This is a genomic window from Amycolatopsis sp. SID8362, from assembly GCF_010550475.1.
GTDB lineage: Bacteria > Actinomycetota > Actinomycetes > Mycobacteriales > Pseudonocardiaceae > Amycolatopsis > Amycolatopsis eburnea.
Genome location: NZ_JAAGNB010000576.1, coordinates 1 through 12,539, shown reverse-complemented (window position 1 = coordinate 12,539; position 12,539 = coordinate 1). Strand labels below are relative to the sequence as shown.

Here is a 12,539-nt window from a genome sequence, read left to right as displayed (position 1 = left end):
ACCGGGCCGGGCTGCACGTCGAAGCCGGCGGCCGCCGGTTCGCCGTCCTCGCCGAACGCGGGCCGGACGCGCTGGTCCACGGCCGCGTGGGGACCACCCGCTGGACGGGGTTGCCCACCGCGGACGGCTACGAGATCGTCCTCGGCGGCCATCGCGTCGCCCTGACGCGCCGCACCTTCGACGAAGGCGGCGGCGATGCCACCGACGGCGCGGTGCGCACGCCGATGCCGGGGGTCGTCGTCGGCGTGGCCTGCGCGCCCGGGGACCGGGTCGAAACGGGGGAGCTGCTGGTGGTCGTCGAGGCGATGAAGATGGAGAACCGCATCGTCGCGCCGTTCGCCGGGACCGTCGACCGCCTTTCCTGCGCCCTCAACGCGAACGTCACCGCCGGCCAGGTCCTGGTCACCCTGAAACCGTGAAGGAGCCACCCATGCCCGAAACCCTGCTGTTCGTCGGCGGCGCCCGGCCGCTGAGCTTCAGCCTCGACATGGCGGCCGAGGCACTGGCCCAAGCGGCGGCGCGCGGCCTGCGCGTGCACGTCACCAACACCGCCGAAGTCCTCGCCGCGACCGAAGACGTCGTCGGCAAGGCGTCGGCGACGTCCACTGTGGACGTTCTGCGGCCCGGTGCGTCCGCGGCGTGGGCGAAGGCGCAGGACGAGCACTTCGACGCCGTCTACGCGCTCCAGGAGCTGGCGCAGGTCGCCGTCGCCGAAACCGCCCAGGCCGTCGGTGCCCCGGGCAACCCGCCCGAGGCCGTCCACCGCGTCCGGACCAAGGACGCCTGCCGGGAGGCACTGGCCGCCGCCGGGTTCCCGCAGCCGGTCGTGCGGCTGTGCGCGGACGCGGCCGCGGCGGAGGCGTTCCTGGGCGAGCACGCCGGGCCGTGGATCGTGAAACCGCGCGACGCGATGGGCAGCACCGGCGTCAGCCTGGTGACCGAGCCCGGGCAGCTGCCCGGGGCGATCGCGCTGCTGCCGGACGCGAAGCCGTTCCTCGTCGAGCAGTTCGTCGAGGGGCCGGAGTTCAGCGTCGAAGGCGTGTTCCTCGGCGGCGAGCCGAAGATCCTCGCCATCACCGCGAAGGAGAAGGTGCCGCCGCCGTTCTTCGTCGAGACCGGGCACGTGCTGCCGGCGCCGCTGCCGGAGGCCCGGCGCCGGGAGATCGAAGCACAGGTCACGAGCGCGTTGAAGACGCTCGGGCTGCGGGTCGGCGGCTTCCACGTCGAGCTGTGGCTCACCGCGGCCGGGGTCGTGCTCGGCGAGGTGCACGGCCGGTTCGGCGGCGACTGGATCCACCGGATGCTCGCCCACGCCATCCCCGGTCTCGAGCTGTACGGCCTGGTGTTCGACGACATGCTCGGCCGTCCGGTCACCGACGTCCCGCTGGAGCCGAGCCGCGGCGCGGCCGTCCGGTACTTCACCCCGCCGCCGGGCCGGCTCGCCGCCGTCGAAGGCTGGGACGAAGTGCTCGCGCACCCCGCCGTCCTGCACGCGGAGCTGAGCGTGGGGCCCGGTGACGAGATCCGGCCGCTGCACCGGTCCGGCGACCGCGTCGGCCTGATCGTCGTCGGCGCCGACACCCCCGAGGCCGCGAGCGCGCTCGCCGCGGACCTCGTGGACTCGGTGAAGTTCGTGCCGGACGCCGAACCCGACCGCCTGCCGGGCCTGTGGGCCCTGCGCTGAACCCGAGGACGACATGACCGACATCGGCATCATCGGCACCGGCTCCTACCTGCCCGACCGCGTCGTCACCAACGCCGAGATCAGCCCGGCGGCCGGCGTCGACGCGGCGTGGATCGAACGCAAGACCGGCATCCGCGAACGCCGGCACGCCGCCCCCGGCCAGGCCACCTCCAACCTCGCGGCGATCGCGGCCGACCGGGCGCTGCTCGCGGCCGGCCTGAGCCCGGACGACGTCGACCACGTCGTCGTCGCCACCTCGACCCCGGACTGCCCGCAGCCGGCGACCGCGAGCCTCGTCCAGCACCTCATCGGCGCCCGTTCGGCGTCGGCCGTCGACGTCAACGCGGTGTGCAGCGGGTTCGTCTACGCGCTGGCGATGGCCCAGGGCCTGGTGCGCGACGGCGGGCACGCGCTGGTGATCGGCGCCGACATCTACTCCCGCATCCTGGACGTCCGTGACCGCAAGACCGCGATCCTGTTCGGTGATGGCGCGGGGGCGGTCGTGCTCGGCCCCGTACCGGCGGGAGGGGGCGTCATCGGCACGCGGCTGCGCGGACACGGCGATGCCCACCGGCTGATCGGCGTGCGCGCCGGCGGCAGCCGGGTCCCCGCCTCGGTGCGTTCGGTCCTGGACGGCGAGCACTTCTTCCGCATGGACGGGCGCGGCGTGCGCGAATTCGTCGCCGGGCACGTCCCGGACGCGATCGCCCGGACCCTGGGGGAAAGCGGCCTGCCCGCCGCCGCCGTCGACCACTTCGTGCCGCACCAGGCCAACGGCGTGCTGTTGCGCGAGCTGGGGGAGACGCTCGACCTGCCCAACGCGACCTTGCACCTGACCGTGGACCGCTACGCCAACACCGGCGCGGCGTCGGTGCCGATCACGCTCGACGCCGCCCACCGCGCCGGCGCGCTGAACGTCGGCGACGTCGTGCTGCTCGCCGGGTTCGGCGGCGGCATGAACCTCGGCGTCGGCCTGTGCCGGTGGACCGCGGTGCCGCCGCGTCCCGAAGCCGGTGCCGAAGACCGCGCCGTCACCCTGTCCCACCACTGAGAAAGGCCTGCCATGCCCGCGCTCCTGCCTCGCGGCGGACCACCCCGGCTCCTGGCCGTGGCGACGTTGGTGACCATGACCGGGTACGGCGTCTACCTGACCGCCGGCGTCCTGTACTTCACCCGCGTCGTCCAGCTGCCCGCCGGCCAGGTCGGCGCCGGCCTGACCATCGCCGGCGCGGTGTCGCTCGCGGCCGGGATCCCGTTCGGCCACCTCGCCGACCGCCACGGCGCACGGACCGTCTACGCGGTCACGCTCGTGCTCGGCGCGATTTCCATGACGGGACTGTGCCTGGCACAGGACTTCTGGACGTTCGTGGTCTTCGCGAGCCTCGGCGCCGCGGCCCAGACCGCCGGGCCCGCCGCCCGGAGCCCGCTGGTGCAGGAGTACGGCGGCGACCGGCCCGCCGAGTTCCGCGGCTACCTGCGGTCGGTGACCAACCTCGGCATCGCGTTCGGCGCGTTGCTGGCGGGCTGGGGCGTCGCGGCCGACACCCGCAACGCGTACCTGCTGCTCATCGGCGGCAGCGCCCTGTCGTACGCGGCGAGCACGGCGATCGTGCTGGTCCTGCCGGCGGTCCCCGCGAAACCGGCGGGCGCCGGACCCCGCTGGATCGCGTTGCGGGACCGCCCGTACCTGGTGCTGACGCTGCTGGACGGCGTGCTGGCGATCCAGTACCGGGTGCTCACGGCGGCGGTCCCGCTCTGGCTGGTCGACCGGACCACCGCGCCGAACTGGACGGTGTCCGGCGTGATGGTGGTCAACACGGCGATCGTGGTGTTCTTCCAGGTCCGCGCGAGCCGCCGGATCGACACACCGCGCGCGGGAGCGGTGGCGTTCCGCCGCGCGGGGTTCGCGTTCTTCGCGGCGTGCGTGGCGATCGCGGCGATGGCGGGCGCACCGACGTGGCTGGCGCTGGTGCTGCTGCTGGCCGCGGTGGTGGTGCACTCGATCGGCGAGATCTGGCAGGCGGCGGGCGGATTCGAGCTGTCGTTCACGCTCGCACCCCCGCACGCGGTGGGGCAGTACCAAGGCCTGTTCGGCATGGGACTGGGGTTGGGCGTGACCCTGGGCCCGGCCGTGCTCATCGCGCTGTGCATCACCTGGGGGACGCCGGGGTGGTGGGTCGTGGGAGGGGTCTTCGCGGTCACGGGCCTGGTGGTCCCGCCCGTCGTGCGGTGGGCCGAGCGGGACCGGGCTCGTCAGGTGAAGGTTGAGCCGCAGAACGCTTGAGGTTCAGCCGGCCGGAGTCCAGCTCAGGATGTCGGCGTAGGCGGCCTCCAAGCCCGCGTTGGCGCGGATGGCCGCCGGGATGCCGCCGGCATCGGTGATCGCGTGGTTGTTCCTGATCACCACGGACTTCTGGTTGTAGTCCGCGCTGCCGTTCTCCCAGTAATTGTTTTCGATGTCGAGCGGGTCGTAGGTGCCCTGGTTCAGGGTGTAGTCGGTGTGCTTGGAGCCCCAGGCGAGAGGGGCGTTGTAGATCCCGTTGCCGGTGATCGTGATGTTCCCCGCGCCGTTGTCGGTGTAGACGGCCTTGCCCGCGCCCTTCTGGTCGTGGATCACGTTTCCGGTGACCTTCTCGCCGCCGGCCATGTTCGGTCCGGTGTTGCCGTTGGTGTAGATCCCGGCGCCGTCGGCGAGCAGCTGCATGTGGTCGAAGATCAGGTTGCGGGCGAGGGTGTTGTTGTTGCTGTAGTTGGGTTCCGCCTTGATCTTCACCTTGTCCGGCCAGCCGCCCCAGCCGATCGAGATCCCGCTGTAGGGGGTGTGATCGATCTGGTTGTGCGAAACGGTGGTGTGTTCGGTGTAGCCGATGTCCATCCCGATGCCGCCCGCGTACTCCACCGACGTGGCGAACACGTGGTTGTCGAGCAGCTGGTTGCCGCTGGTGTGCTGCGCGGCCGCGGTGGGCCGGGTGATGTCGACGCCGCCGAGTTCCAGCCCGTTGCCGGAGATGTCGGTGAACACGCTGCCCCGCACCAGGTCGTGCTGCGAGCCGGTGCCGAGGTCGAGTCCGGCCGCGCCCAGGTGGGCGAACGCGTCCCGCGTGAATTCGATGTTCTTGTCGTAGGCGAAGGAGACGTTGCCCGGTTCCTTGGTCCAGTTGCCGTACGGGCACTTGCCGTTGTCGACGAACTGGCACAGCCCTTGCTGGTCGAAACCGTGTGCGCCGGTCAGCGTGTAGTTCGCCTGGATCTCGGAGAACCCTTCGGGCGTGCTCGGGAAGTTCCAGGTGGCGTAGGAGAACTGGAGGCCGCTGAACGTGATGTCGTGGACCGGCGCCGAAGCCGTCCCGATGCCGGACACCAGGGTTTCCAGCGCGGGCGCGGTCACCGTCTCCTTGGTGATGTCCTCACCCGGTTTCGGCACGTAGAAGACGGTGTGCGCGGTGTTGTCGAGGTACCACTCGCCGGCGGAAAGCAGCTCGTAGGCGTTTTCCACCGCGGTGGGCAGTTCGGTGATGGCCTGGCGGCCGACCAGTTCGACGGTGCGGCCGGAGCCGTCGGTCCGCATCACGCGCTTGGTCGAGTTGTCCCAGCACGGCTGCGCCATCTTGATCGTCGTCGGGGAGATCGTGTTCACCGGGCAACGCGGTTGCGTCCACGCGCCGAGGCCCCCGGTGTAGACGAAGTCGATGTCCTTGGGGTTGCGCCAGTTGTCCATCGCGGCCGACGAGGTCGTGTAGCCGCCGGTGATCCTGGTCAGGGTGACCGGAAGCGTGCCGGTCGCGCGGGGAACGCGGGTGCCGTTGATGTACAACTGGCGAGTCCGCAACGACGCGGGAGCGGGCGCGGACCAGATGTTCTTGGTGCGGTCGGCCAGTTTCCAGCCGGTGATCGGGACGCCGCCGCTGATGACCGGCCGGGCGCCGGGCGCGGCGGTCCAGGCCACGCGGTGGCCGTTGGCCCCGGAGTCCGCGGCGGTCAGCCGCAGCGGCGCGCTCAGCGCGTAGGTGCCGCCGGCGAGGCTGACGGAGACGTCGCCGGTCATGTCCGGGACCAGCCCGCGCACGAGTTGCTGAGCGCGTTGCAGTGTCCGGACGGCCTGGCCCTCGCTCGTGCCGTCGTGGGTGTCATCGCCGTTCGGCGCGACGTGGACGACCTGCTGCGTCGCCGATGTCGCCGGGGTCACCGGAATCGCGGCCGCCGTCAGCGCGAGGCTGGTCGCGACCATTGCCACCTTGAATCGTGTGCGCACGCTGACCGTCCCTTGTCGGAGCTTTGGCGGCTCAGAGTTTGACCGGCACGGCAAAGGACTGTCAACGAGCGGTCGGATGAATTACCTGACAAAATGGGATAAATCCGACGATTTAACGCTCTAGTGTCCCGTTCATCGGATCTCACTGGGCTGAGCGTGGAGGATCGCCATGACGATCTCGGTGTAGCGGTCGACCAGTTCGGGGCGGGTCAGCGGGCCGTCAGGCCCGCTACATCGTCGACTGCCTGCGCCGGCTCCGGCGGCGCGGCGCCGAGTGCCTCGACACGGTCCTGTGACCGGACACGACAATCGCGTTCTGGCGCCGCACCCGACGAGCCCGGCTGCCGGACTACCGGGTGTGGACACCACCGCGGTGACACCCCATCGAGCCGCGCGTCGCGGGCTGGATTGCGGGCTGCATGCTTGACTTCTCGGGACGTCGGTCCTGGTCCACGAGGGCCGGATGTGTCGTCTTCTCCGACGGCTGTTGTCGATCACCGGTCAAGTCTGAATCCGGCGCGCCAATCCGAATCGACCGCCGGGTTTCCGGTACGCGCTCACAAGACCGCAGCATGTCCTCAGCGTCTCGCGCAGCCTCGCAGCCGCTGTGTGGGCTTCTACATCCCGGTACACATCCAGAGCCTTCTCCCACGTCTGGTGCGCCGGGCCGAAACGACCCTGGACGTGCAATGCCTGCCCGGCGCCGACGAGTGCCTCGGCTTCCAAACGCCATTCTCCCAGCTCGATGGCGCTGTGATGGGCGTGGCGGAAGTCGTCGAGCGCATCGGCATGGCGATGGAGTTTCAGGAGGATGTGGCCGCGCGTGTCGAGGGAGTACGCGCGCATCGCGGCCGCGTCCAGTGTCCGTTCGCGGCGGTCGGCCTCGCCGAGCAGGTCGGCCGCGTGCAACGCCCGCCCGACCGACTCCAGGGCGTCGGCGGCGCGGCCTGCCTCCTGCTGCGCCGCGGCGAGGTTGTTCCACGCGCGCCACCTCGTCTCGTGCCGGGACAGGCAGGCCAGGGCCTTGCGGCACAGCGGGATCGCCTCAGCCGGGCGGTCGGCGCAGACCAGGATTCGCGCCAGGTGAACGAGCGTTTCGGCTTCAGCGGCATGATCCCCGCGAGCCCGGTCGAGAGCGAGTGCGGCGCGTACGTGTTCCTCGGCGACCGCCGAATCACCCAGGAGCAAGTGGGCGATGCCGAGCCGGTTCAGGTGCAGTGCCTCGCCGACGGTATCGCCTTCCGCGCGAGCCGCGTTCAGGGCCAGCCGGCAGATGGCGCTGACTTCGTGTGGCCGGCCCCGGGTGTCGAGGTAGCTCCAGTAGAGCCCGACGAGCGTGCCGACGGAGTGGTATCGACCGGTGCGCGCGGCAGTGTCGGCGAGCGCAAGTACCGCGCGTCCTGCTGTCTCACACCAGCGAAGTGCCTCCGCGCGGGTACCGAAGGTCAGCGGGGTGACGTTGTCCGCCGGGGGAGGCGGGTCCGGACACCCCCGAACGTCGAGCGTGGTGCACGCCGCGGCAATCGTCTGCTGGTACCACAAGAGAAGCCGGTCGAGCGCGTCCGCACGTTCCTTGCCGTGCAGCAGTTCCCCGGCGTAGTCACGGACGAGGTCGTGCAGCACGACACGGCTACCGGTCACCCGATGCGCCAGGTGCAGACCGGTCAGTTCATCGACGGCGTGTCGCGCGACCACGCCGGGGACGCCCGCTGCGGCGGCCGCGGCGGCCAGGTCGAACTCCGCGACGGGATGTGCTCCGGTCGAGCGGAGAAAGCTGCGCGTGGCATCCGGGAGTGCGCCATACGACCAGCCGAGAGCGACGCGCATGCTCACGGCGACGTCACCGCCGACCTCCAGGGCGTCGAGACGGCGTTGCTCGAGGGCCAGTTCGGCGGCCAGTTCGCCCACGGGGACATCGGGGCTGCGCGCGATGCGCTCGGCGAGGATGACCGTGGCGAGCGGCAGCCGGTCGCACAGCTCGGCGATCCGCTGGGTGGCCTCCGGATCGGCGGCGATCCGCGCGTCCCCGGCAACGCTGCCCAGGAGCCGCACGGAGTCGGCAGGGCTGAGCGCATCGAGCACCAGACGGCGGGCCGCGTGCCGAGTGGTCAATTCGGGTAACCGCGCGCGGCTGGTGACGACGGTGACGCATCCGGAACCGGGCAACAGCGGCAGCACCTGCGCGCTGTCGCGGGCGTTGTCGAGGATGAGCAACACCTCCCGGTCCGACAGTGCAGTCCGCAACCGGGCTGATCGTCCTTCGAGCGTCCCGGTGGATTCCGTCTCCGCGATGGCCAGGCCCTGCAGCAGGGCGGTCACGGCGTCTCCAGGAGACAGCGGTTCACCGGGGCCGAAGCCGTTGAGGTCGAGGTAGACCTGCCCGCCGGGCAGGTCGCCGCGTACGGTGTGCGCCCACGCCAGTGTCAGCGCGGTCTTGCCGACACCTGCCGGGCCGGTGACGATCCCGATCGACGGCCCGCCGCCCACCAGATCGTCCAGAACCAGGAGTTCCGCGTCGCGGCCGACCAGCTGCGGGGGCGGTGGGGGAAGCTGGGCAGGCACTGCTCGGCTGCCCCCGACGTCCAGCTCGGGGTCGGCTTGCAGGATCCGCTGGTGCATCCGGCGCGCGCCGGGTCCCGGGTCGACGCCCAGCTCCTCGGCGAGGGTCTTGCGCAGGCACTCGAAGGCCTGCAGCGCTTCGCTTTGGCGGCCGCATCGGTACTGCGCGGCCATCAGCAACGTGGTGAGCTGCTCGCGCAGTGGGTTGGCGGCCACGAGAGCCGGCAGTTCGGCCGCGACCCGGTGGTGTTCATCGAGCTCGAGCCGCAGTTCGGCAGCGAATTCTTGGGCCCGGAGCCGCAGTTCACGCAGGTGTCCGATGGCGAGGGGCAGGTCGATTCCGACACCGGCCAGCGGCTCCCCGCGCCAGAGTGCGAGGGCCTCCGCCACGCGGGCCAGCCGGGCGCGGGGTGGGCCGTGGGGCGTTTCGACCAGTCGGGTGAACCGGCTGACGTCGATGTCGTCGGCCGGCACGGTGAGCCGGTAGCCACCGCCCTGTGCCACGACCGCGCCCGTGCCGAGCACTTTGCGCAAGCGGGAGATGCCGACCGCGAGGACGTTGCGCGTGTCGCCTTCACGGTTGCCCCAGATCTGCTCCACCAGTTCGTCCGTGGTCACCGAACGACCGCCGGCCAGGGCGAGCACGGCCAGTAGCGCAGCAGGCCGGCCGGCAGGCAGCGGCACGGTTTCGCCGTCGACTTGCACGAGCAGCGGACCGAGGAGGTGAATGCGGAGGGTGCCCACAAAGCCACGGTACCGGCGGTGACCTGGTCCGATGGCCGGATTCGCGCAGTCCGTCCGCCGTCGATGCCACCGCGGTGGCGGCGCGCTGGCGGGCGGCCTGCTCGCCGAAGCATCTGACACACGCCGACAGCGATACGTAAGACCTGCGAAAGCTGGGTGGCTTCTGATGGAGCGTGCACAGGCCACCTGCGAAAAGGGGAACTCCGATGCGCAAGACGCTTTCACTCGCCGCCTTGTCGGCGCTGGCCGCCACGTTGCTCTGGTCCGGCACGGCCGACGCCGCCTACGGGCAACGCAACTACAACGCGCACTTCTACCCGAAGACCAGCGAGGGCTACAACGCCGTGAAGGCGTACATCTACCCTTCGAAACACTGCGACAACGCGCCGTACGCCGGCGAAGTCGACCTGACCTTCGAAGGCCACTGGGTTGCCGGCGGCTCGTACCTCCGCCGGATCACGATCGCCAACAAGACCAACCAGCCGTTCAGCGTGCAGTGGATGCGCGAGATCGACAGCGGCGGCTGGTTCGACCTCCCCCGCGTCTCCCTCGCCGGCGGTCAGTCGTGGTCGCACCTGATCAACCGGAGCATCAAGGGGGACTGGTCCGAATTCGCCTTCGGCAGCGTCATCGCCGTCGTTCCGTGCGGCGACAACGGGCTCAACGAATGGGTCATCCGCCCCTGAAGCACGCACTGAACGCCGAGGGCCGCACCACGCGGCCCTCGGCGTTCGCGCTCAGGTGAGTTCGGTGAAGACGTCGAAGCCGGTACCGATCTGGGTGCCGCTACCGGTGAACGGGACACCACCGGCGTTGTGGGAGCGGTTGTTGCCGTAGTACCACAGCGAACCGTCCGGCTTGCGTGCCACCAGGTCGGCGCTGCCGTCGCCGCTCAGGTCGGCGGCACGGAGCCGGTCGAACGCGGCGAAACCGGACCCGATCTGCGTGCCGGTACCCGCGAACGGGACCCCGCCGGGATTCTGGGAGCGGTTGTTGCCGTAGTACCACAGCGAACCGTCCGGTTTGCGTGCCAGCAGGTCCGCGCTGCCGTCTCCCGAGACGTCGGCGCCGTCGATCCAGTCGAAGACCCCGAACCCGGTGCCGATTTGGGTGCCCGACCCGTTGAACGGATGACCGTCCGCGGTGCCGTCGTTGTGGTAGTAGAACAACGACCCGTTCGCTTTCAGGCCCAGGAGGTCCGCGGCCCCGTCGCCGTCGATGTCCGCGGCGTCGAGCCGGGTGAAGGTGTCGAAGCCGGAGCCGATCTGGGTGCCGCTGCCCGCGAACGGGACACCACCGGCGTTGTGGGAGCGGTTGTTGCCGTAGTACCAGAGTGAGCCGTCCGGTTTGCGTGCCAGCAGGTCCGCGCTGCCGTCTCCCGAGATGTCCGCGCCGTTGATCCAGTCGAAGACCCCGAACCCGGTGCCGATTTGGGTGCCCGAACCGCTGAACGGATGACCGTCCGCGGTCCCGTCGTTGTGGTAGTAGAACAGTGCGCCGTCCGGCTTCAGCCCCAGCAGATCCGCTTCACCGTCGCCGTCGATGTCCGAACCGTCGGTGGCGTTGCGTGGAACGCTGCCTTCGACGATGTTGTCGTACCGCACCGGGGTGTACGTCGCCGCGTAGCTCTGGGACCACGGTCCCTCACGGGCCGGCGCGCCGTCGGGACCGGCTTCTTCCCGCACCCGCGGCTGGGTTTGGGCCGCGTCCTCCCAGCCGATGAAGAGGGCGACGTGTCCCGGGCGCAGCAGCGCGTCACCGGGGCGCAGGTCCGCCCGCGCGATCGGGTGCGACACCTGGTCGAGGGTGTCCGTCGTGTAGGACATCCGCAGGCCCCACGCCATCGACACGAACCCGGAGCAGTCCGTCCGGTAGGTGCCCCACTCGTTGTGGTAACAGTTCGACTGGCTGTACGGGACCCGCTCCCGCACCCAGGACAGCGACCGCGTGAGGGCCGCGGCCCGGGTGACGGACTGGTTGGCGTCGTAGCTGACGCAGGCGAGCATGACGTGAATTCCGTCATCGGGTGCGGGTTCTTGGGCGACCGCGGGAACCGCTGAAAGCGCTGTGGCGAGTACAGCGGCGACGGCCCCCGCCGTCAGTCTTCTTCGCAAGATGGACATTCGGAACCTTTCTCTTTGGGGTTCGGCCCTCAGCAGCTGTGGGCACCCTTGTTCACGGAGCTCGCCCGGTTGTTTTCGCTTGCGTCCAGGTTCGAACGCGCGCCGGGGAAGACATCGGTGATCTGGCCGGCGTAGTTGTAGGAATCGCAGAGCGCGAACGCGTCCGAGCTGCGGTTCCACACCGAGGTTGCGGCGTTGTCGATGTGCTGCTGACGCAGGTCCGGCGAGCCGAAGTGGAAGTAGGCGATCGTCCCACCGCCGTTGGCGTCGGCGAAGAGACAGAAGTAGCCGCTGGGGCAGCGGTCGTAGCCGGTCGCCGCGTACCCCGGCGCGGCCGACACGGCCGTGGTCGCCGCCGCCAGCAACGTCACCGCGGCCAAACGCTGGGACAGATGTCGCATGGGTTCTCCTCGAGGAGCTGGAAGTGCCAGAAGGAGCGCAGTTCGTTCCGAACCGGCCTGAGCGAATACAGGAGACCCGTGAGTGGTTTCGGATGGCTTTCGGATCGCTGACGCCGGATGTCACGCATCCCCGATGGCAAGGGCCACCCTGTCGACGTGTCGATGCTCGGGGCCCTGACTTCGTTGGTCGCGCGCGAGCTCGCCGATGACGACGCCACCGCACGGCAACCGAGGTGGCGCCGACTTGCTGGATGACTTCATCCGGGCGTGGTGGTGGCCGCGTCCTCACGCTCGGCGCGCGAGGCGGCGGACCGAGATCCCCGAACTCCAGCCGAATGCGCTGGCCGAGCCCGCCGCGGCACCTGCCCGAAAGCGCGGGTTCCCACGGCGAACTGGCCTCAGCGCGCGCCGGCCTCCAGGTCGGGCAGCTGGCGGTCGGAGGACTGGAAAATCAGCACGTTGTTGATGTTCACCGTCCACTCGTTGGCGAACATTTCCGGGTGGAAGTAGGACAGCCGGGTCTCCTGCATCCTCGCGGCGAGCATGTCGCTGGCGACGCCGGTGAACGCCGGCTGGCCGGGCAGTACTTCGAGCAGCACCTCGTCGGCCAGGACGAGCCCTGGCCGCAACGACACGACAAGCGCGGGCGAGACGGGAAAGTCCGACCGCACAGTCACTTCCACTTCGAAGCCGGGCGGCCGCGCCGGTGACGGCCGGCCCGGAACCGGCCAGGGCTGCGCCTGCTCGAGCTTGGCGGCGACCACCGCGGCCGCGGC

Annotated in this window: 10 protein-coding genes; 5 read left to right on the top strand and 5 right to left on the bottom strand. The window is 70.5% G+C overall.

Annotated features, from left to right (window positions below; genetic code table 11):
• The 4 genes from G3I65_RS17945 to G3I65_RS17930 all read left to right on the top strand — a co-directional run.
• Window positions 1-419: biotin/lipoyl-containing protein (locus G3I65_RS17945; protein WP_304506159.1), on the top strand; the 419-nt coding region annotated here is incomplete at its 5' end.
• A gap of 11 nt (window positions 420-430) precedes the next feature.
• Window positions 431-1,684, top strand: coding sequence for an ATP-grasp domain-containing protein (locus G3I65_RS17940; protein WP_160697128.1), 1,254 nt, complete (start codon window positions 431-433; stop codon window positions 1,682-1,684).
• 13 nt (window positions 1,685-1,697) lie between these two features.
• On the top strand, window positions 1,698-2,735 hold the full coding sequence (locus tag G3I65_RS17935) for a 3-oxoacyl-ACP synthase III family protein (protein WP_160697127.1): 1,038 nt from the start codon (window positions 1,698-1,700) through the stop codon (window positions 2,733-2,735).
• A gap of 12 nt (window positions 2,736-2,747) precedes the next feature.
• Window positions 2,748-3,968: an MFS transporter gene (locus G3I65_RS17930; RefSeq protein WP_160697126.1), complete on the top strand. Its 1,221-nt coding sequence runs from the start codon at window positions 2,748-2,750 to the stop codon at window positions 3,966-3,968.
• Window positions 3,969-3,971: 3 nt separating this feature from the next.
• On the opposite strand, the gene G3I65_RS17925 is transcribed toward G3I65_RS17930, so the two are convergent.
• Window positions 3,972-5,912: a right-handed parallel beta-helix repeat-containing protein gene (locus tag G3I65_RS17925; protein WP_166640234.1), complete on the bottom strand. Its 1,941-nt coding sequence runs from the start codon at window positions 5,910-5,912 to the stop codon at window positions 3,972-3,974.
• 525 nt (window positions 5,913-6,437) lie between these two features.
• Window positions 6,438-9,239 (bottom strand): BTAD domain-containing putative transcriptional regulator, encoded by a 2,802-nt coding sequence (locus tag G3I65_RS17920; RefSeq protein WP_160697124.1) that lies wholly within the window; start codon window positions 9,237-9,239, stop codon window positions 6,438-6,440.
• Window positions 9,240-9,445: 206 nt separating this feature from the next.
• Between G3I65_RS17920 and G3I65_RS17915 the strand changes: the two genes are divergently transcribed.
• A complete protein-coding gene (locus G3I65_RS17915; RefSeq protein WP_160697123.1) occupies window positions 9,446-9,925 on the top strand; it encodes a hypothetical protein in 480 nt (159 codons plus the stop codon).
• Between the two features lie 51 nt (window positions 9,926-9,976).
• Here the strand turns inward: G3I65_RS17915 and G3I65_RS17910 are convergent, their stop codons facing one another.
• The 3 genes from G3I65_RS17910 to G3I65_RS17900 form a co-directional block, all read right to left on the bottom strand.
• The gene (locus G3I65_RS17910) at window positions 9,977-11,245 is read right to left on the bottom strand and encodes a VCBS repeat-containing protein (RefSeq protein ID WP_160697122.1); all 1,269 of its coding nucleotides are present in this window, start codon (window positions 11,243-11,245) and stop codon (window positions 9,977-9,979) included.
• Between the two features lie 146 nt (window positions 11,246-11,391).
• Window positions 11,392-11,763, bottom strand: coding sequence for a peptidase inhibitor family I36 protein (locus G3I65_RS17905; protein WP_160697121.1), 372 nt, complete (start codon window positions 11,761-11,763; stop codon window positions 11,392-11,394).
• A gap of 398 nt (window positions 11,764-12,161) precedes the next feature.
• A partial coding sequence (locus G3I65_RS17900) for a hypothetical protein (RefSeq protein WP_203612420.1) occupies window positions 12,162-12,539 on the bottom strand: 378 nt, incomplete at its 5' end.